The 19,471-nt window shown below is 62.7% G+C and carries 17 protein-coding genes; 10 read left to right on the forward strand and 7 right to left on the reverse strand.

The genetic code is table 11. The features are described from left to right. The first annotated feature begins 220 nt into the window (after window positions 1-220). The gene (locus tag ACODSV_RS25080; RefSeq protein WP_024073162.1) at window positions 221-817 is read left to right on the forward strand and encodes a MarC family protein; all 597 of its coding nucleotides are present in this window, start codon (window positions 221-223) and stop codon (window positions 815-817) included. Here the strand turns inward: ACODSV_RS25080 and ACODSV_RS25085 are convergent. From ACODSV_RS25085 to cobG, 5 genes are all read right to left on the reverse strand, one after another. After that, window positions 814-1,590 (reverse strand): hypothetical protein, encoded by a 777-nt coding sequence (locus ACODSV_RS25085; protein ID WP_150054744.1) that lies wholly within the window; start codon window positions 1,588-1,590, stop codon window positions 814-816. The two genes, ACODSV_RS25080 and ACODSV_RS25085, sit on opposite strands and share 4 nt — an antisense overlap. Window positions 1,591-1,828: 238 nt before the next feature. Continuing rightward, window positions 1,829-3,466, reverse strand: a complete 1,638-nt coding sequence (cobJ, locus tag ACODSV_RS25090) for a precorrin-3B C(17)-methyltransferase (RefSeq protein WP_150054745.1) — start codon at window positions 3,464-3,466, stop codon at window positions 1,829-1,831. Further along, window positions 3,466-4,197 carry a precorrin-2 C(20)-methyltransferase gene (locus ACODSV_RS25095; RefSeq protein WP_150054746.1) on the reverse strand — a complete coding sequence of 244 codons (732 nt, stop codon included), beginning with the start codon at window positions 4,195-4,197 and terminating at the stop codon, window positions 3,466-3,468. The genes cobJ and ACODSV_RS25095 overlap by 1 nt, the downstream gene beginning before the upstream one ends. Next, window positions 4,197-4,823, reverse strand: coding sequence for a precorrin-8X methylmutase (locus ACODSV_RS25100; RefSeq protein ID WP_069075170.1), 627 nt, complete (start codon window positions 4,821-4,823; stop codon window positions 4,197-4,199). The genes ACODSV_RS25095 and ACODSV_RS25100 overlap by 1 nt, the downstream gene beginning before the upstream one ends. Then, window positions 4,816-6,105, reverse strand: a complete 1,290-nt coding sequence (gene cobG / locus ACODSV_RS25105; protein ID WP_223817844.1) for a precorrin-3B synthase — start codon at window positions 6,103-6,105, stop codon at window positions 4,816-4,818. The genes ACODSV_RS25100 and cobG overlap by 8 nt, the downstream gene beginning before the upstream one ends. A 95-nt stretch (window positions 6,106-6,200) precedes the next feature. On the opposite strand from cobG, the gene cbiE reads away from it, so the two are divergent. Continuing rightward, entirely contained in the window at window positions 6,201-7,406 is a 1,206-nt protein-coding gene (gene cbiE, locus ACODSV_RS25110) for a precorrin-6y C5,15-methyltransferase (decarboxylating) subunit CbiE (protein WP_150054747.1), read from the forward strand. Then, window positions 7,403-8,122 carry a cobalt-precorrin-6A reductase gene (locus tag ACODSV_RS25115; RefSeq protein WP_150054748.1) on the forward strand — a complete coding sequence of 240 codons (720 nt, stop codon included), beginning with the start codon at window positions 7,403-7,405 and terminating at the stop codon, window positions 8,120-8,122. Before cbiE ends, ACODSV_RS25115 begins: the two co-directional genes overlap by 4 nt. A gap of 57 nt (window positions 8,123-8,179) precedes the next feature. Here the strand turns inward: ACODSV_RS25115 and ACODSV_RS25120 are convergent, their stop codons facing one another. After that, a complete protein-coding gene (locus ACODSV_RS25120; protein WP_150056059.1) occupies window positions 8,180-8,431 on the reverse strand; it encodes a DUF6124 family protein in 252 nt (83 codons plus the stop codon). 517 nt (window positions 8,432-8,948) lie between these two features. Between ACODSV_RS25120 and ACODSV_RS25125 the strand changes: the two genes are divergently transcribed. From ACODSV_RS25125 to ACODSV_RS25155, 7 genes are all read left to right on the forward strand, one after another. Continuing rightward, window positions 8,949-9,251, forward strand: coding sequence for a type II toxin-antitoxin system RelE/ParE family toxin (locus ACODSV_RS25125; RefSeq protein ID WP_024073151.1), 303 nt, complete (start codon window positions 8,949-8,951; stop codon window positions 9,249-9,251). Window positions 9,252-9,254: 3 nt separating this feature from the next. After that, window positions 9,255-9,542, forward strand: a complete 288-nt coding sequence (locus ACODSV_RS25130) for an addiction module antidote protein (RefSeq protein ID WP_150056060.1) — start codon at window positions 9,255-9,257, stop codon at window positions 9,540-9,542. A 97-nt stretch (window positions 9,543-9,639) separates the two neighbouring features. Next, on the forward strand, window positions 9,640-10,035 hold the full coding sequence (locus ACODSV_RS25135) for a DUF2946 domain-containing protein (protein ID WP_150056061.1): 396 nt from the start codon (window positions 9,640-9,642) through the stop codon (window positions 10,033-10,035). A gap of 47 nt (window positions 10,036-10,082) precedes the next feature. Further along, window positions 10,083-10,565, forward strand: coding sequence for a copper chaperone PCu(A)C (locus tag ACODSV_RS25140; RefSeq protein WP_150056062.1), 483 nt, complete (start codon window positions 10,083-10,085; stop codon window positions 10,563-10,565). A gap of 11 nt (window positions 10,566-10,576) precedes the next feature. Then, window positions 10,577-10,978 (forward strand): DUF2946 domain-containing protein, encoded by a 402-nt coding sequence (locus ACODSV_RS25145; RefSeq protein ID WP_102642576.1) that lies wholly within the window; start codon window positions 10,577-10,579, stop codon window positions 10,976-10,978. A gap of 92 nt (window positions 10,979-11,070) precedes the next feature. Further along, window positions 11,071-13,140 carry a TonB-dependent copper receptor gene (locus ACODSV_RS25150; protein ID WP_150056063.1) on the forward strand — a complete coding sequence of 690 codons (2,070 nt, stop codon included), beginning with the start codon at window positions 11,071-11,073 and terminating at the stop codon, window positions 13,138-13,140. Window positions 13,141-13,257: 117 nt separating this feature from the next. Then, a complete protein-coding gene (locus ACODSV_RS25155) occupies window positions 13,258-14,640 on the forward strand; it encodes a PepSY-associated TM helix domain-containing protein (RefSeq protein WP_150054714.1) in 1,383 nt (460 codons plus the stop codon). A 156-nt stretch (window positions 14,641-14,796) separates the two neighbouring features. Here the strand turns inward: ACODSV_RS25155 and ACODSV_RS25160 are convergent, their stop codons facing one another. After that, window positions 14,797-19,413 (reverse strand): DUF4329 domain-containing protein, encoded by a 4,617-nt coding sequence (locus ACODSV_RS25160; protein ID WP_223817842.1) that lies wholly within the window; start codon window positions 19,411-19,413, stop codon window positions 14,797-14,799. Window positions 19,414-19,471 lie beyond the last annotated feature (58 nt).

The following is a 19,471-nucleotide window of genomic DNA, read 5'->3' on the forward strand; positions in this document are numbered from 1 at the left end:
CCCAATCAATCGGAATGCGGAGTATCAGGCACTCCTCAGCGGCTGGTTCTGGGGCCGCTTCGCAGCCCAACGCGGGGCAAGCCCGCTCGCCACAGGGGGGATTTGTCTGGGGCTGAAAAGTGGGGCAGATACCCATGGTCATCGGGGCACGCGCCCTCCCACATTTGATCTCTGGCGCCTGATAGACTCTCCACACTTTCCCCGCCCACGAGCCGCTCCCATGCTCCACGTGCTATTCAGCGTTTACCTGAAGATGCTGGTGCTCTACAGCCCGTTCTTCGTACTGTCCTGCTTTATCAGCCTGACCCGTGGCTACTCCAGCAAGGAGCGGCGGCGCCTGGCCTGGAAAGTGGCGCTGGCGACCCTGATCTCAAGCGTGCTGCTCTACCTGTTCGGCCGGGTGATTTTCAGTGTGTTCGGCATCACCGTGGATGCGTTCCGCATCGGCGCCGGCAGTGTGCTGTTTATCTCCGCCCTGGGGATGGCCCAGGGCAAGTCGGCGGTACAGACCGACAACGTGCAACAGGACGTCACCATTGTGCCGCTGACGATCCCGCTCACGGTCGGCCCCGGCACTATCGGTGCGCTGCTGGTGATGGGCGTCAGTCAGCCCCATTGGGATGACAAGATCTCCGCCATCCTCAGCATCGCCCTGGCCAGCCTCACAGTGGGCGTGGTGCTGTACCTGTCCAACCGTATCGAACGCATTCTCGGCGACCAGGGCTTACAGATTGTCAGCCGGTTGATGGGGTTGTTCGTGTGCGCCCTCGCTGCGCAAATCATCTTTACCGGCGTGCGCGGTTACCTGGTGCCCTAGATCCGGTACTTGGCGATTGCCAGCTGGACCTTGTCGCCCGCACTCTCACGCATCAATTGGATGGTTTTTTCGTTGACCACCGAGGTATTCAGCACCAGGCAGGTTTGCCCGCTGAAAGCCTCGAACGACGAGCTGTCCCACTCCAGAAACGGCAAGCCCACCTGCTTGCTCACGCCCTGGCTGCTGTAGGTCACCAGTACCATCATCACTTCGCCGTCGCGCTCGGCGCAGGATGCCAGGCCAAAATCACCGCCCTGGCGTACGGTGCTGTTGCGCTTGAACAGCTCGAAAGAAGCCGGCTGTTGCTTCAAGGCTTCCAACGCATCGGCCGCCAACTTCGGCAGCGCCTCCAGCCAGGGTCCGCTCAGGGATGTCGACGCCAGCATGGCAGCAATGATATTCAACGCCGCCAGTTGCACCGTCAGGCCCTTGCCAGAGCTTGAGACCCGCTCGAAGCGACTGCGCACCGGCAGCCAGCCCAGGCTGACCATGACCTTGATGAATTCGTCGTACCACTGCTCGGTACCCCGGTGGACCTTCAACACATCGCTCACGTAGCTGCTGGCCAGCAGATAGCTTTTGCGAATGTACTCGCGGTTCAGGCCGCTCAGGCCATCGGCAAATGAAATCACGCCGTTGTTCACCACCGCCGCATTGCAGTCATCCTCGACGTCGATCTTGACCGGCTGCGCCCCAGGCGCCCCAGGCAGTTTGTACGCGGCGATCAACTTGCGCCGTTTGGTGTGATTGATCCTTCTGTGATGTCGCTCCATTTTCCAGTTCTCCACAAGCACCCCACATAGGGCGTGTGACCACACTAGTCCAGGGGCTGGCGGGTTTTCCAGACGACAAACATCGCTTGCGAACACACCGCGAAAAACGCCTCCCAGCGATCGTTGGGCGTATCCCCCGGCCTTCCGGCTTTCATCGACAAAAAAAGAAAAAGCCCCGCATAACGGCAGGTGTTCACCCATCGTCACTCGGAGCTTTCGGGCCACTGCGGGGCCGTTTTCAGGCGACGGGCTTGGCCCCGTACCAGCGCGGCGTGTACACCCACTCACCGCCACCGGCACGTGGGAACGTGCAGGTGGTGGATGAGCCGACCAGCACCATGGTGCGCATGTCCACCTGGTCGGGCGTGAGTTGCCCCAGCGTGGTGACCCGCAGGGTCTGGCCGGGGCGCCCGATATCGCGGCCCAGTACCACCGGCGTGTCGGCCGTGCGGTGCTGCGCGACGATTTCCAGGGCACGCCCCAATTGCCATGGCCGCGCCCGCGAGATCGGGTTGTAGAACGCCAGGGCCAGGTCGGCCTGGGAAGCGAGGTCCAGGCGCTTTTCGATAATCGCCCAAGGCTTGAGGTTATCCGACAGCGACATCACACAGAAATCATGTCCCAACGGTGCGCCTGCCTGGGCAGCCGTGGCCAGGCTGGCGGACACCCCCGGCAGGATTTCCAGGTCGACCTGATGCCACGCCGGGTCACTGGACTCGTGCAACGCCTCGATCACCGCCGCAGCCATGGCGAATACACCAGGGTCGCCGGACGACACCACCACCACCGAACGGCCTTGGGCTGCCAGCTCGAACGCGTGGCGTGCACGCTGCATTTCTTCACGGTTATCAGTGCAGTGCTGCACCTGGTCGTCACGGAAAGGCCCGGCCATGCGCACATAGGTTTCATAGCCCAGCACATCGGTGCAACGCGCCAGCTCGGCCTTCACCGCCGGAACCATCAGTTCGGCCGCGCCAGGGCCCAGGCCGATCACGGCGAGGCGCCCACGCGCGCGGCCAATTTGCGACACATCCAGGGGCTGCTCGGCGACAGTGAGCGTGATCTCTGCGTCTTGCTCCACCTTGGCGAAGCGCAGCGGCACACCCAACTCCAGCGCGGCATCCTGCAACGATGCTTGCGCCATCTGCGTCTCACTGGCCAACAGGCAGGCCAGGGATTGCACGGCGATCCCCGCGTCATGCAACGCCGTGCGCACACGCGCCGCCAACTGCGCACCGGGCTTGCACGTAGCGCAGACGTTCTTCGGATAGATCAGCAATTCATTGGCCGCAGGCGCACGCTCGGTATTGCCCACATGAATCGCCAGGCGCGCCTGCTGATCCTGCGGCAGGTTGGCCTGGTCCAGCCACGGCGCGGCACCTTCGATGCGCACGCTTTCGCCGGCCAGCAGGTCCGAGACAAAGCGCTTGCCCAGCTCCAGGTCACCCAGTTGATAGCCCGCCGGCGGGTTGAGCAGGCAGGTGCCGAAACGCAACTCGCCGCTGGTGGTGATCGCAGCGTGCGCGCCCAGGGCCGCGGCGATATCCCGCGCCATGACGTTTACGCCTCCCAGGCCGCCCAGCAGCGGCACAACGGCACTGCCGTCTTCAGCCACGGCCAACACGGCGGGTTCTTCGCCTTTTTCCAGCAGCAGCGGCGCCAGGGTGCGGATCACGATACCGGCCGCGCACAACGCAATCAGCGGCGTGCCTTGCTGGTACAGCTGGCGCAGGGTCGCACCGAACTCACTGTAGGCTTGGTCCGCGCCGTCGACCCGCCCGGCCAGGCCATGGATCAGCGCGCCAGGGTAAACCTGTTGAATCTTGCGCGCAGTGGCCAGGCTGCCCTGGCCCAGGATGACAATCGCCGGCTTCATCAACCTTGCCACCGTTCACCGGGCACGATGATCAATGAGAAATACGGTGACGACATCGGCTCCACCTGATCCAGCGGCACGATCTTCTGGTTGGCCATGGTGGCGCGCTCCACATACAGCGCACGCTCGGCCAGGCCGAGTTCTTCCAGCACCTGGCGCACCTTGGGGAAATTGCGCCCCAGTTTCATGATCACCGCCGCATCGGCATCCGCCAGGCGGCGCTTGAGGTCGTCATGGGGCAACACACCCGAGAGCACTGACAGGCTCTGGTTGCGATACACCAATGGCGCGCCAAGTACCGAGGCACCACCGAGCATCGAGCACACGCCCGGGATGACCTGGGCTTCGTAGCGCTCGGCGAGGCGGTCGTGCAAGTACATGTAGGAGCCGTAGAAGAACGGGTCGCCTTCGCAGATCACCGCCACGTCGCGGCCGGCGTCCAGATGCGCGGCGATGTCGAGGCTGGCGCCGTCGTAGAAGTCGCTGATCACTTGCTCATAGGACAGCGGCGCCGGCAGCGCTTCGGTGGTCACGGGGTACACCAACGGCATCAGGGTCTGTTGCGGCACCAGATGGTCTTCGATGATGCCGAAGGCGTTACCCTTCTTACCCTTGGCCACGAAGTACGCCACCACGGGCGACTCGCGCAGCAGGCGCAGGGCCTTGAGGGTGATCAGCTCCGGGTCACCGGGACCGACGCCCAGGCCGATCAAACGTCCGCGTGCCGGCATTATTCGACCTCCGTGGCGAGGGCATTGACTGCGGCGGCGGCCATGGCACTGCCGCCCAGGCGGCCTTGCATGATCACGAAGGGCACGCCACGGCTATCGGCGGCCAGCATGGCCTTGGACTCGGCGGCGCCGACAAAACCGACCGGGAACCCCAGGATCAGCGCCGGCTTCGGCGCACCGGCGTCGAGCATCTCCAGCAGGTAGAACAAAGCCGTCGGCGCGTTGCCGATCACCACCACGCTGCCTGCCAGGTGCGGGCGCCACAGCTCCAGTGCGGCGGCGGAACGGGTGTTGCCCAGCTCCCGCGCCAACGCCGGCACGCTGTCGTCGCGCAGGGTGCAGATCACTTCGTTGTTGGCCGGCAGGCGCGCGCGGGTCACGCCTTCGGAGACCATCCGCGCATCACACAGAATCGGCGCGCCAGCAGCCAGCGCATCACGCCCGGCCTTGCCTGCGCCTTCGGAAAACTGCAGGCCGTCGATGGCCTCGACCATGCCGCAGGCATGAATCACCCGCACCGCGAGTTTCTCCAAATCAGCCGGGATACGCTCCAACTTGGCTTCCGCGCGAATAATGGCGAAGGAGTTGCGATAGATCTCCTGACCGTCGCGGATGTAATCAATCATCGGTGTTGCTCCGTGGGCGAGCGCGCAGCAGGGCGCCCGCCGCTTCAATGGAAAGAGTGCGCGCGTGCAGCCGGCCGAAGCCTGGGTGGGCGGCATCGCGAAAATAGAGGTCGTAGTGGCCGGGACTCACCGCCAGCAGGGTGACCGGCGCGGTATGTGCCGCAGCGCAGGAGCGTGGGCAGCCGGACAGGTGAACCTCGTGCTCGGTCTGTAATGAGGCCAGTCGCATGGCGTCGACCTTGGTATCGGCCAGCGCCTTTACGCAGCCACTGGAACCGGTGCAGGCGGTCATGCGCGCCAGGGGTTGGTCGGGCGTGCAGAGGAAGCCCAGCTGCCCCAGGCGTTGGGTCACGGCGTGAGGTTTTTCGACGTTGGGCAGCAGCACACCTTGCCAAGGGGTGAAGCGCAATGTGCCGTCGCCATGTTCGTTGGCGAGTTGCGCGACGCCCCTGAGCATCGTCGAATCCAGGCGCCCCAAGGGTACGATGGCAGCGACGTAGAATTGATTTTTTTGAGACTGTGGATAACTCCCGAGGTGCAGCAAAGCACCGCTGGGGGGGCGCTGGAAGCCGTCGGCTGGCAGCAGCGGCAGGCTGAGGCGGCTCAGCAACTTATCCACAGCCAGATGGCGCATGCGCGTTTGCTCTGGGGTGGCGAGGTCAAGAAACGCCTCCAACACCGCCACCACCAATGCATGACCCTGCTCCAACGGCACGGCAGCCAACGGCGCATCCAGCCCCGGACAACCTGCCAGGCCGAACGCGAGGAGCGTCTGGCCATTGCGTACGAACGCCGACAGCCACAGATCGTGATGATGCTCGAGCATCGCCAGGGCCTCGCCGCCGTCCAGTTGCACGGCGAACTTGGCCGACAACTCATGGAAACGCGGATGATTTTGCAGGGTGGCGAGGATCTGCTCGGCCAGCGAGCGGGTGTCGAACAGCATCTGTGGATCAATACCGGCACTGGGGCTGAGCATCAGGTTGCGTACGTCATCCCCGGCGGCGTTGCTCGGGCCCAGGTCGGCGGCCAGCAGCCTGGCGATCAAGGCGTCTTGCTCGACGCCAATCCCGCGAATCTGCAGGTTCGCGCGGTTGGTCGCCTCGATCACGCCCCCCGCGTACGCCTGGGCCGCATCCGCCACGGCATGGGCCTGGGCGGCGCTGATCGAGCCACCGGCCAATTTGATCCGGCAAATGCCGCCATCCAGCGCCTGGACGATACGCAGCAACCCCGGACAAGCCGAGGGGCGCAAGGTGTTCAGAGCGGGCGTTGGGTTCACAGGGCTACCGGTTCACGGGTAAAGGCGCGGTATTATGCCTGCTTTGTCCGGCGGCATGAAAAGCCTGCCCGTCGGATGTCGTTCAAGGAATTGATATGTCGCCCTGGCTGACGGTTGTAGGCATCGGTGAAGACGGCTTCAAGGGGCTGGGCAGGAATGCCCGGCATGCCCTGTTGCGCGCCTCGCGGATTATAGGTGGTCAGCGCCAGTTGGACCTGTTGCCGGTGTGTATTCGTGGTGAGCGCCAGGTGTGGCCGAGCCCGTTTTCCCTGGAACCGGTACTGGCGCGGCGCGGCGAGCCTGTGTGCGTGCTGGCCAGCGGCGACCCGATGTTCTATGGCGTGGGCGCCAGTTTGGCGCGCCAGGTGGCGGCTGAAGAACTGCTGATCTTGCCGGCGCCGTCGTCGGTGTCGTTGGCGGCGGCGCGGTTGGGCTGGCCGTTGCAGGAGGTGGTGACGCTGTCCGTGGTGGCCCGGCCGGTGGCGGCGCTCAACGCGCATCTGGCCACGGGTGTGCGGTTATTGGTGCTGAGTAATGACGGCGGCAGTCCCGCGTTGATTGCTTCGTTGTTGGCCGAATCCGGGTTTGGGCCCAGCCGATTGACAGTGTTTGAACACCTGGACGGCGCGGATGAGCGGCGCATCGACGGCTTGGCCGAGGATTGGCAACACGCCTCGGTCGCCGACTTGAACCTGGTCGCCATCGACTGCCTGGCCTCCAGCGACACACCCCGTCTATCGCGCCTCGCTGGCTTGCCCGATTCCGCCTTCCGGCACGACGGCCAACTGACCAAGCGCGACGTCCGCGCCATGACCCTCGCCCGCCTCGCCCCGATGCCCGGCGAGCTGCTGTGGGACGTGGGTGCGGGCAGCGGCTCCATCGGCATCGAATGGATGCGTGCGCACCCCAACTGCCGCGCACTGGCGATTGAAGCGGACGAAGGCCGCCAGGGCCTTATTGAACACAACCGCGACGCCCTCGGCGTGCCCGGTTTGCAGTTGATTCGTGGCAAAGCCCCGGAAGCCTTGCACGGCCTTACAGCACCCGACGCCATCTTCATCGGCGGCGGTGTCACCCGCGAGGGCGTGCTCGACACCTGCTGGCAACACCTGCGCCCCGGCGGCCGGCTCGTCGCCAACGCCGTGACCCTGCAAAGTGAGATGACCTTGATGAACTGGCGCGCTCAACATGGCGGTGAACTGACGCGCATCCACGTCGCTCAGGCCCAGCCGCTGGGTGAATTCGATACGTGGCGGCAGGCGCTTCCGATCACCCTGCTGGAAGTGGTCAAGCCGCGATGAAACGCATCCTGCTGCTGGGCGGTGTGACCGAAGCGCTGGCTATCGCTCGTACGTTGGGGCCGGAGCATATCTACAGCCTGGCCGGTGTGGGCCGTGTGCCGACCGATCTCGCCTGCCAAGTGCGTGTCGGCGGTTATGGCGGCGCCGAAGGGCTGGCGCAGTTTGTGCGCGACGAACACATCAGCCTGATCCTCGACGCCACCCACCCGTACGCGGCGCAGATCAGCCGCAATGCTGCCGAAGCTGCAAGGGTTTGCGGTGTGCCGTGTTGGGCGTTGCGGCGTCCGGCGTGGCAGCCGCAGGCGGGGGATGATTGGCGGGAAGTCAGCGATTGGGCCGAGTTGATTGACGCGTTGAAACCGTTCAAGCGCCCGCTGTTCACGTTGGGACGCGAGCCGTTGCAGCACCTTGATGAGATCCCGCCGGAGCAGTTCTGGACGTTGCGCGCGCTGGATGTGTATCCCGGCAATGAGCGCTGTGAAGTGATTGGCGCACGCGGTCCGTTCCTGATCGAAGATGAACGCGCGTTGTTTGAACGGCGTGGGATTGATGTGCTGATCAGCAAGAACAGTGGCAGTACCGCCACCGAACCGAAGCTGGAAGTGGCGCGGGAACGGGGGGTGCCGGTGTTGGTGTTGAAGCGGCCGGTGTTGGCTGTGGTGGATCGGGAGTTCGCCACAGTGGCGGCGGTCTTACAGGCAATCCAATCTCCCTGAACAACTCAGTTCAAATCTGGGAGGGGGCTTGCTCCCTCCCACATTTGAACTGAGTTGTTAGCTGCTCGCGGCGGACACCTGCCCAACGCCGCTGTGTACCCGATCAGCCAACAACTGCGCCAGTTCGATCAACTGAGCAACGCCCAGCAATTCCTCGCGTTTCGGACCTTCCAGGTCAAACGCCAGATCGCAGCTCAGCGCATTGGCCGAGGCAAGTGTTTCGCTGAGGTTGACCAGCAGGTCTTCGGTGCTGATGCCATCGGCCACGGTGAAGAGCCGAACGGGGGGATTTGGGGTGGGTTTGATCATTGTGAAGCTCCTTAGAAAGGTGGAGCTGCCACTGATTCGCCGCGACGCGATAGGGTGGCAGCTGTACGCAGGTTCGCGGACCGGTCTAAGGCATCCCGGCATACCCGAAGGTATCCCGCGCACAGCCACCATTTAGCCGCACAGTAGACGATAAAAAAGCATCAACTGAAAGCAGGCGATAGCGCTTTTGCTCTTAGAAAACCCGGGCCGCGACGCCCGTCCGCTGCGTTTACAGCGGTGTACGGAGACTAGAGACCGAGTGTCCTAGGGACAACCTCAAATCCCTGTCGGAAATTTCTGCTTGTACGAATAACCAGCCAAACGACTAGCTATTTGGCCTCCCTCCAAAAAGTCGGTTCTCCCTACAAACACTTCCGAACCAGCTGGCTGGCTCAGCCAAAAGCCCCCGCCCTAACCTCCTCCCTCGCGGTTTTACGTCAGCGCCCGCGAGGGGGATGCACTGCTTTTGCAGCGCGTCGCATCTTGCCACTTTGTATCCCAAGGAATACGATCCAAGATGATTCAGTTTAAGAAGTCAAAACACTTTCTAGAATGGCTTGATTCGTTACGCAGTAAACCCGCGCGAGCACGCGTACTGGCAAGGTTGGATCACGCGCAATGGGGCAACTTTGGAGACTGCGAAGCACTCGGAAATGGCGTTTTTGAAATGCGCATCCACTATGGCCCTGGCTACAGGGTTTATTTCACTCGCAGAGGCGAGGTGGTTTACCTGCTGTTGATCGGAGGCGACAAATCAACGCAGAAACGTGACATTCAGCGCGCTAAACAAATTGCAGAAGACTTTGAAAAAAAGGAGTAACTCATGAATGAATTCACTGACTTCGACGTGGCGGAGCACCTAAAAAACCCCGAGGATATGGCCCAATATCTTGAAGCGTGCTTCGAAGAAGATACGGGTGACGGTCTGCTGATCCGTTCAGCGCTAAACAACATCGCCCGCGCCCAAGGCATGACCCAAGTAGCCCGCGATGCCGGCCTCGGAAGAGAAAGTCTATACAAAGCCCTCTCCAGCAATGGCAATCCCGAGTTCGCGACTATCATGAAAGTCATGAAGGCTTTGGGCCTCAAGCTTCACGCTACAGCGATCTGATAGTACTGCGACACCAAACCACACCGCCCCTTTTTACTTATCCCCCTCGATCAGGCTAAATACCCACCTGATCGTTTAACCCTACGGATTGTCCGCCATGGCCCGTCAACGCTTTGCAATTGCCTGGATCGCCTGCCTTGCAGTGCTGTTCAATGCGTTTGCCATGCCGATGGCCAGTGCAATGCAGCAATCCAAGGACCCCGTGCAGCAATTGCTGTGGGGCGGTTTCTGTTCGTCCAATGGCGCCAGCCTGAAGACGATTGCCCTGGGCAAGCTGGAAATTCCGGCGCCGCAGCAGGACGAGCATTCCGCCATGCAGCATTGCTGGTGTTGCTCGGGCTCCCCGTCGCTGGTGGCGTTGCCGGGGCATGTGCCGCAGTTGTACGTCACGCGGTTCGAGGCGGTGCAGAGCCTGCCGCCGCCCTCGTTGCAAAATCCCACACCGCGCCAGCAATGGCCGAGCCTTAATCCCCGCGCCTCTCCAACGGTCTGATTGCCTTCGCAAGTGAACTGCGTTTAGAACCGTTCTGGAGAACTGCCATGCTTAAATCTTCCCTGCTTCTGGCTGCGTTGTTGCTGCCGGTGTTCAGTGCCGCCAATGCCGCCGACTACAAGGCCGGCGACCTGCTGGTCAGCGATCCCTGGTCCCAGGAATTGCCGCCCAATGCGCCGACCGTCGCGGCGTATTTCGTGATTCATAACACCGGCGAGAAACCAGACCGCCTGCTCAGCGTCGAGACGCCGGTGGCGGACAAGGCCGAGCTGCATGAGCATGTGATGCAGGGCGATTTGATGAAGATGCAACAAGTGCCCAGCGTTGCAGTGCCGGCCAAGGGTGACTTGACCTTCGCGCCCATGGCCTATCACGTGATGTTGCTGGGCCTCAAGGACCGCAGCCTGTTGGCCGACGGCAAACAGTTCCCGCTGACCCTGACCTTCGAAAAAGCCGGCAAGGTTGAAGTGGAAGTCTCGGTTCAGAAAGCGCCGCCGATGACGGGCCACGAGCATATGCACGCCCAGTAGGCCGTCACTCGATGGGCGCCCCTCGCGCCAGGTTATCTCCACATCGCCGCGTGATGCGCGGCAGTTGGATCAGCCTGTTCGCCATGCTGATGATCTTTATCGGTCCGCTGATTTCCCAAGCGATGCCGACGGATCAGCACGCCGGTATGTCCATGGCCATGTCGATGGACATGCCCAACTGCCATGGCGAGTCCAAGCCAACCAAGACGCCCGACGAGCATCACGTCCTCTGGGAAAAGTGCGGCTATTGCAGCCTGCTCTTCAGTTGCCCGGCCCTGCCTGGCAGCGTGTCATTCATGGCCCTCGGCGCCCCACCGCCGGCCAATGCCCTCACCCCCTCCCCGCGCCTGGGCCATGCCCGGCAGAGCATTTTCCCCGGCGCTCGCAGCCGCGCGCCCCCCATCGCCTCGTAAACCCTTAACACCGTTACTTCACCCCGGCCGACTTTAGACAGACAGCCGCAGGCTGCTGGCCGTGTTGTTTACGATTGATAGATGGAATGTGTATGTCCAGGTTTACTGCTGACTCCCGTTTGGGAAACGCCCCCGTGTTCGCCGTTCTGTGCGGCGCACTCTTGGCGCCACAGGTCCATGCCGACGAGCACGCCGAGCATGAGCTGACGCCCACCGTGATCACCGCGATCGCTCCCAGTTCGCCACTGACCGTGGTCACCAACCCCAAGGACCCGCGCCAACCGGTGCCCGCCAGCGACGGCGGCGACTACCTCAAGACCATCCCCGGCTTTGCCCTGGTGCGCAACGGCGGCACCAATGGCGACCCGGTGCTGCGCGGCATGTTCGGTTCGCGCCTGAACATCCTCACCAATGGCAGCATGATGCTCGGCGCCTGCCCAGGGCGGATGGATGCGCCTACCTCGTATATTTCCCCGGAAACCTACGACAAGCTCACCGTGATCAAAGGCCCGCAGACCGTGCTCTGGGGACCCGGCGCCTCGGCGGGCACGATTCTCTTCGAGCGCGAGCCGGAGCAGTTCGGCGAACTCGGCACGCGGCTCAATGCCAGTGTGCTGGCCGGCTCCAACGGCCGCTTCGACAAAGTCATCGATGCCGCCGCTGGGGGGCCATTGGGCTATGTGCGGGTGATCGGCAACCAGGCGCATGCCGACGACTACAAGGACGGCAACAACGACACCGTCGCCTCGCGCTATGACAAGTGGAACGGCGACGTCGCGGTCGGCTTCACCCCCGACGCCGATACCCTGCTCGAACTCACCGCCGGCCGTGGCGATGGCGAGGCGCGCTACGCCGGGCGCGGCATGGATGGCTCGCAGTTCCTGCGCGAAAGCCTGGGCCTGCGTTTCGAGAAATCCAATCTCGGCGAAGTGCTGGATAAGGTCGAAGCCCAGGTCTACTACAACTACGCCGACCACGTGATGGACAACTACAGCCTGCGCGTCCCGTCGGGCACCGGGATGATGGCCGGGCCCATGGCCTCCAACGTTGACCGCCGTACCCTCGGCGCGCGCATCAAGGCCACCTGGCGCTGGGCCGATGTGCAGCTCATCAGCGGCCTGGACGCGCAGACCAACGAACACCGCCAGCGCAGCAGCATGGGCATCGATACCTACAAGGACCTGCCACGCAACAAGGACGCCAACTTCCACAACTACGGCGTGTTTGGCGAACTGACCTGGTACGCCGCCGACCGCGATCGCCTGGTCACCGGCGCACGCCTGGACCGCGCCTCGGCCAAGGACTTCCGCCAGACTACCGGCTCGGGAATGATGGCCCGCCCCAACCCGACCGCCAACGACACCCGCGCCGACACCCTGCCTTCGGGCTTTGTGCGGTATGAGCATGACCTGGCCGACACCCCCACGACCCTCTATGCGGGCCTGGGCCACTCGGAGCGCTTCCCGGATTACTGGGAGCTGTTTTCCCCCAACACCGGGGCGGTCGGATCAGTCAACGCGTTCGATGGCGTGAAGCCGGAGAAAACCACCCAGCTCGACTTCGGTGCGCAATACAAGACTGCCGACCTTGAAGCCTGGGCCTCGGGCTACATCGGCCAGGTGCGCGATTTCATCCTGTTCGACTACCAGCCCGGGATGATGGGTACCACGTCCCAGGCACGTAATGTCGATGCGCGCATCATGGGCGGCGAACTGGGTGCGGCCTACAAGCTGACCCCAAACTGGAAGGCCGACGCCACCCTCGCCTACGCCTGGGGCAAGAACAGCAGCGACGGCAAGGCCCTGCCGCAAATGCCGCCCCTGGACGCACGCCTGGGCCTGACCTACAGCGAGGACGACTGGAGTGCCGGCGCCCTGTGGCGCGTGGTCGCCGCACAAAACCGCATCGACCAGAACGCGGGCAACGTGGTCGGCAAGGACTACGACAAGAGCGGTGGCTTTGGTGTGTTCTCGCTGAACGGCGCGTACCGCATCAATAAAAACTTCAAGGTCAGCACCGGCGTCGACAACCTGTTCGGCAAGGCCTACGCCGAGCACTTGAACCTGGCCGGCAACGCGGGGTTCGGCTACCCGGCCAGCGACCCGCAAGCCATCAAGGAACCGGGGCGCACGCTCTGGACCAAGGTGGACATGAGCTTCTAAAAGCATCGGGGGCAAGCCCCCTCCCACAGTTGGAATGCATTCCACATGTGGGAGGGGGCTTGCCCCCGATGGCGGCCTGACCAACGACAACAATTCAAGCTTTGCGGAGCATCCCCAATGACCACTCAAAAAGTCTCCTTCTACAACCTGGCCTGGCGCTGGCACTTCTACGCCGGGCTCTTCGTCGCCCCTTTCATGGTGCTGCTGGCCCTGACCGGCATCATCTACCTGTTCAAGCCCCAGCTCGACCCGCTGATGTATGGCGACCTGCTCAAGGTGCAAACCGCCGAGCACACGTTGAGTGCCGATGAGCAACTGCAACGGGCCCAGGCGGCCTTTCCCCACGGCAAGCTCAGCAAGTACTTGCCACCGGCCGACGCCACCAGCAGCGCACAGTTCGTCATGCACGCTGGCGGCCGCGAAGTGACGGTCTTTGTCGACCCCTATCGCGGTACGGTACTGGGTGAGCAAGATGCCAAGTACAACCTGCAGGCCATCGCCCGCGCCCTGCATGGCGAGCTGATGATCGGCACCGTCGGCGATCGCCTGGTGGAGCTTGCCGCCGGTTGGGGCGTGATGCTGGTGGTGTCCGGCCTGTACCTGTGGTGGCCGCGCGGCAAGTCCTCGGCCGGGGTGCTGTGGCCACGGTTCAGCAGTCGTGGCCGTGTGTTCTGGCGCGATCTGCACGCGGTCGCCGGTTTCTGGGGCGCGGCCTTCTTGCTGGTGATGCTGCTCAGCGGCATGACCTGGACGGGCTTCTGGGGCAAGCAATACGCTGACCTGTGGAACACCTTCCCGGCGGCGATGTGGAACAACGTGCCGCAGTCAGACCAGCAGGCGCGGGTGCTCAACACGGCGACTCAGCAGACCGTGCCCTGGGCCATGGAAAACACGCCGATGCCGATGTCCGGCGACCATGCCGAGCACATGCAGCACGGTGCCATGCACGCCGCTCCCGCCGCGCCCACGGTCAGCCTGCAACAGGTGGTCGAGCTGGCCAACGCACGCCAGGTCGAACCCGGCTACAGCATCACGTTCCCCACCACGGCCGACGGTGTGTTCACCATCGCGGTATTCGCCGACGACCCGCGCAACGACGCCACCCTGCATGTGGATCAATACACCGGCAAGGTGCTGGCCGACGTGCGCTGGGAACACTACGGCATCGTCGCACGCGCCACCGAGACCGGTGTGATGCTGCATGAGGGCAAGATGTTCGGCTGGGTCAACCAACTGATCGTGCTGCTGATCTGCCTGATGATCCTGCTCAGTGCGGTCAGTGGCGTGGTGATCTGGTGGAAACGCCGACCACAAGGTGGCCTGGGCGTTCCGCCGCTGCGCCATGACCTGCCGAAGTGGAAAACCGCCCTGGTGATCATGCTCGGGTTGGCGATCATTTTTCCCTTGGTGGGCGCGTCGTTGATAACCGTATGGGCCTTGGATCGCCTGGTGTTGACGCGTTTTTTCAACCCCGACAAATCTGCTTCCCGCTCCGCATGAAACAGGCGCCGCGCCCAGGCCACCGGCAACACGGCCTGGGCAGCGGCGGTTCGTTGATCCTGGCCCTTTCACCGCCCCTCGGGGGCGCCGTCATGGCCCTGTTCCAGCGTTGCCAAAGGATTTCTTTTCATCCTTCAGGCTCTTTGTCACCGGGGGTCAAAGTTCATCTCTGTCTCGACCGTACTGGACGTCTTCAGGCTCAGGTTGGGCGCCTACATCCTTGATTTGCCATTCATCCCCCAACTCCCCCAGACGCGTCCAGAAAGCATCGGTCTCCAGCACCGACAGCTTTCCGTTTGCCCTCAGCGTTCCGATCAATTGAGTCGCAGAACGTTGGGGCCCCGTGGCGGCCAGTGTGTGTTCTGTCGCCGGGTTGGTCGGCAAGTACTTGAGCAATGCGCCGCCTCGGCTGATGAAATAGCATCCCTCGGCTGACGGCTCGTTCATCCGCACAGTGTCCAGCACCGCCTTCAAATCCGCCTCGGCGATGAAGTTGGCCCTGAGAGTGCTTTCGAAAACCTCGGCACCCGCTGAAACCGCCATTGCCTTATAGAACGACTGCACGGCCACGACCTGGTAGTAACCGGCTCGATGGGCCGACGCCAGCGCCAGGCCGCCGCCACTTGCAAACAGCGCCGGCACCGTCAATGCCGTGCTTTGGTCTTCCTCTATCGGCGTCACCGCGCACACATCGTTGGTGCCGGCGACCTTGAGCACACCGCCCAGGAGCGTCTTGCCGGCAAATCCGGCAGACAACCCCTGAGCGTGCCGTGCGGCGTCATCAGGATGGGCACACACCGGTCCGCACACCAGTAGAGGCGCTGGAAAACCATAGACATACACAGCGGCGGCACCCGGTTGCCAGGTGGTGTCAATGCGACCTCGGCCGTTCCAGACCGGGCTCGTTTCCACAACATCCAGCGTGCCCTTGACCGCCAGGCTGTGCACATAGTCGACCAGTTGCAGCGCCCCGCTCCGCAAGTAACTGTGCAGCTTGGTCGTTTCACTGGAAAACATCACCGACCGGTCGAGGCCATCAAATTGAAACTTGAGCAAAGCATCGTCAGCGCAGCGCAAATACAACGGCCAATAACCTTCATCTGCGGTTTTCTTGACGAAACTCAGCCCATCGGCAATGTCGCGCGGCCAAAAAAAGCTGCGCCCCATGGGGTCACCAGCCTTGCCGATAGCTGCGCTGGAGGCACACAGATACAACCCCACAATGGCATAGCCCTGAGGCAACTGCGCGTAGGGGAACACCTGCTCGAGCCGGGAGAAGTCCTGCCGTTGCAACGGCAGCGTGACCCTGTAGTGCTCTTTCCGGGTTGACTTGAGCAGATAGCCAAACGTCAGCCATTCTCTCGCGTCAGACGGTGGCAGCACTGAACTCACGGCGTCGTCGGCCTGGGTGAACACCGGGCTGAACGCGGGGTCAGCCAAGGAGCCCCGAATCAAGAGCCCTGGCCATTGATAAACGAATGCGGAAAATTCGCCGAGCAAGCGCCTGGGCGGTCCCCAGTACCGGCTCCCTTCAACCACCCTCAACTCGCCCGCCTTCGCCACCCGCGACACAAACTGCGTGGGCAGCAGTTCGCCACTGCGAATCCGCCGCTCGATGAGGTTATCCCCAACGTCGCCCTTGACCAGGTCGAGCGCAGCCAGATCCGCTTTGAGCGTCTGTTCCTCGGGGGAGTCCGTCAGGTTGTAGCTCAACAAGACGCCATCGGAGCCGATCAGGTACTCACGCTTGACATGCACTTCACGCCGCAACAGGTTCGACAGCACGCTGGTGGGTACCATGCTGGTGTAGATGGCCTTCTCGGTCGCAGACAATAGGATCGGCACCTCACGCGCAAGCGTGGAGCGGTAACGCCCGACAACGGTCGCCCCCTCGGGGTACAAGCCTTTCGAAACCGCCTGGTCAGGGAAGATCCAATTGAGCACAAAACCTTGAGGCGGTATCGCCAAGGGCGCCGTGGCGACGAACAGCCCATTGCCGAGGCGCAGCACTACACCACCATAGGCGCGTTGACGATTGTCACCAATCAACGTGCGCACATGCCGCACGGCATCGTCCGGTTCGGCAAATGCGGGGCTCAGGCGTCGTCGCATGAGCGTTGCATACCCTTGCCAATGCTCATTGACCGCACCCCGCTCGTCCCAACACTGGCTGGTGCGTACCACGTGCAACTGACCGCGCTTGGCCCATTCCCGGACAAAGTCCAACGGGGTCTTGGCACCACTGGCCAGCGTCACTTGAGTGGCCTCCAGTTCTTTTTCAAGCGCGCCGCCGCTGCCGATCGCGAACGGCCCCGGCAGGCGATAGCGCAGCAACGCGCCCTCCTCGGTGGAGAAATAGACAGGCAAGTTGTCCCCGGCGTTGTACAGCTCGCCAAAGCGCTTCGCGTCGTAAAGGCACGAATACAGCACCGCTGGCAATACGAAAAAACGCGTCAACCAGGCCTTCGAAGTGGTCAGCCCGGTGGGTTGCCATTGTTGGGAGCGGAACAGCGCCTGGGGCATAAAACCTGGCGGGAATACATAGCCCTTATCCGTCGTCGCAAACAATGCACGGCGTGAAAACAGCTTGATAGACGTCGTCACATCCATCACCTGAGTCGCGATGTACTGCTCGTTTTGCGTGTGTTTGAGAATGAACGCGTAACAGGACTCGGCGGCCCGGTTGCGCCCATGAACCCGGGCATGCAGGTCCCGGGCGGCCTCCTCTGCCGTGGAGAAAATCGCGCCATAGGTGATGAAGTCGGGCGGACCTGCGCGGTCTGCGTAGGTGAAGTTCGGTGTCCAGTCTGAATACACGGGAGAACGCGGCCCCCACAGCGCATTCCCCTGGATAACCTGTAAACCTCCGGTCTCGGCCACCCGGCCAACCCATTGCGCAGGTTTGATCAGCCCTTTGTCCAGGCGCTGTTGAGCCCTGCTGCCACCAGGCTCCGGCACGACACCGTTCAACAGCACGGTTTCATTTGCCGAACCGCTTGGCGTATACGCCAAGAGACATGTCTCGCTTGCCGATAGATACGCCGGACGACCTTGTTGGATCACCCCATGGAGCTCTTCGGCGGAAAACACCTGCAGGTTGATCTCGGCCTCTTCCCGCGTCCAACGGCGCTGCTCGATCCAGTCGGGATGCACCATGGACAACGCCACGTGGGAACCATAGCGCCCATGAATCACATAGGGTTCAGGAGGAACCAGCGGGCCCTGGTCGCCCGCGGGGAAAAACAGCGCCGAGGCAAAAGGGTTGACCTGGCTTTCCATCGGCTCAGTGATAATGAAGCGGCCATCTTCGCCCTTGAGAATGTAGCCACCATAGGATCGGTCCCGCCGCCCACCCACTTTCTCGTGGGCATACACCGCAGCGTCCGTGGCCGAGAGAAACGTCGGGCTGAGTACCGCTTGATAAAACGGCGTGAGTAACGACGAGCGATTGTCCACCTCCCCTACGCGTCGCCAGAGTTCACCGGGCCGGACCACCGACAGGCTGCACGTATTGATCACCCGCCGGACAAAACCACGCGGGGTCAGCGTGCCGGCGATCATCTCGGCCTGGGCGCCCTTGTCGCTGAACACCCCGCCGGGGCCTTCGTCCACTAACTCTTCAGCCTCTACGGCACCGGGCAACTGGAGTTTCAGCACGGCCCCGTCGCTGGCCTCCATGTAAAGCGCCAGGCCACGGGTGTCGGCCTGGATATCGGCGGTGTTGCGGGCCTGGGTAATGCCCGCAACAAGTTGCGCCGGCGTAAAGAACGCCGAGTACATCCAGGGTTCTTTCGACGGAAAATCACTTGGCCGCGGCCAGGACCGGTAGTAGATGGCCTCCAGCCGGAACTGCGAGGGTAACCGGGGTTTACCGTCGGGACGCTTGGAGAACAGGCTCGCCGGCGAGAACAGCACCGGGCCCGGCGCCTGCGGCCGAGTGGCGACGTAGGTGTCCTTCTGGACATGCTTGAGCACAAACCCCACTGTGCGCCCCGTGACGGTCGCCGGGGTGCTCTCCAACGCGGCGAGCACGGCCAACTCGGGGCGCTTGAATATCCGGGTAAAAAACGGTTGTTCCTGTACCGTCTCCAGCGGCCCGACCGGCGACTTGATTCTCCAACCGCGCTTTACCCGGCCACGCACTTGCCCCCACAAGGCATCGGCCACCACCACCCGAAGATCGCCGCCCTCGGCGACCTGCCAGATAAAGCTCTCAAAATCCGCACTGGCTGGCAGCGGCACCTGACCTTTCAAGCCTTGCAGCAGCGTCTTTTCCAGGGCACTGCCACTGGTGGTGTATTTCAACAGCGTGCCGGTCGGCCCACACAAATAGTGGGCCGGTACCGACTGGCGATGCTCAATGATAAACACCATATCGGCCGGCGAAAAAAAGCTTGTAAAGACGGCGGCCTGATCGTCGGTAAAGGTGGGGTTATGCTGTTTGATCTTGTCGGCGTGCGCAGGGTGGGAGTGGTACAACGCCGCGCAGGTGTAGCCAGCCGGGGCGATGAAATGATCGCGCTCATCCACGGCCATTATCTCGCGATGGTCAAACGTGACCTCCCCACCCTCCACGGGACGCGTGGCGAAAAAGTGATTGTCCTTCTTGAAAATCGCACCCCCGAACTCTTTGTCGCCGACACTCCTGCCCACGTGTTGCTGAGCCCAGCGGGCGGCGTCGTCCGCCGTGATGAAAGGAGGGCTAAGCGGCGGTAATACGGCAACATGGGTGCCCTGCGCTGAACGCACATCTCTGAATAATGGGTTGTCCAACTCCTGTACTCCTGACGGCTGGTAGACGGATGTGGGCGCTTGACGGATGTCGCACCCC

The organism is Pseudomonas sp. FG86 (genome assembly GCF_057808775.1).

Coding starts and splice junctions, on each gene's coding strand:
- cbiE (WP_150054747.1), top strand. CDS start 6,201: ATGTCGCCCTGGCTGACGGTTGTAGGCATCGGTGAAGACGGCTTCAAG.
- ACODSV_RS25155 (WP_150054714.1), top strand. CDS start 13,258: ATGACCACTCAAAAAGTCTCCTTCTACAACCTGGCCTGGCGCTGGCAC.
- ACODSV_RS25140 (WP_150056062.1), top strand. CDS start 10,083: ATGCTTAAATCTTCCCTGCTTCTGGCTGCGTTGTTGCTGCCGGTGTTC.
- ACODSV_RS25145 (WP_102642576.1), top strand. CDS start 10,577: ATGGGCGCCCCTCGCGCCAGGTTATCTCCACATCGCCGCGTGATGCGC.
- ACODSV_RS25135 (WP_150056061.1), top strand. CDS start 9,640: ATGGCCCGTCAACGCTTTGCAATTGCCTGGATCGCCTGCCTTGCAGTG.
- ACODSV_RS25130 (WP_150056060.1), top strand. CDS start 9,255: ATGAATGAATTCACTGACTTCGACGTGGCGGAGCACCTAAAAAACCCC.
- ACODSV_RS25120 (WP_150056059.1), bottom strand. CDS start 8,431: ATGATCAAACCCACCCCAAATCCCCCCGTTCGGCTCTTCACCGTGGCC.
- ACODSV_RS25085 (WP_150054744.1), bottom strand. CDS start 1,590: ATGGAGCGACATCACAGAAGGATCAATCACACCAAACGGCGCAAGTTG.
- ACODSV_RS25115 (WP_150054748.1), top strand. CDS start 7,403: ATGAAACGCATCCTGCTGCTGGGCGGTGTGACCGAAGCGCTGGCTATC.
- cobJ (WP_150054745.1), bottom strand. CDS start 3,466: ATGAAGCCGGCGATTGTCATCCTGGGCCAGGGCAGCCTGGCCACTGCG.
- ACODSV_RS25095 (WP_150054746.1), bottom strand. CDS start 4,197: ATGCCGGCACGCGGACGTTTGATCGGCCTGGGCGTCGGTCCCGGTGAC.
- ACODSV_RS25150 (WP_150056063.1), top strand. CDS start 11,071: ATGTCCAGGTTTACTGCTGACTCCCGTTTGGGAAACGCCCCCGTGTTC.
- ACODSV_RS25100 (WP_069075170.1), bottom strand. CDS start 4,823: ATGATTGATTACATCCGCGACGGTCAGGAGATCTATCGCAACTCCTTC.
- ACODSV_RS25080 (WP_024073162.1), top strand. CDS start 221: ATGCTCCACGTGCTATTCAGCGTTTACCTGAAGATGCTGGTGCTCTAC.
- ACODSV_RS25125 (WP_024073151.1), top strand. CDS start 8,949: ATGATTCAGTTTAAGAAGTCAAAACACTTTCTAGAATGGCTTGATTCG.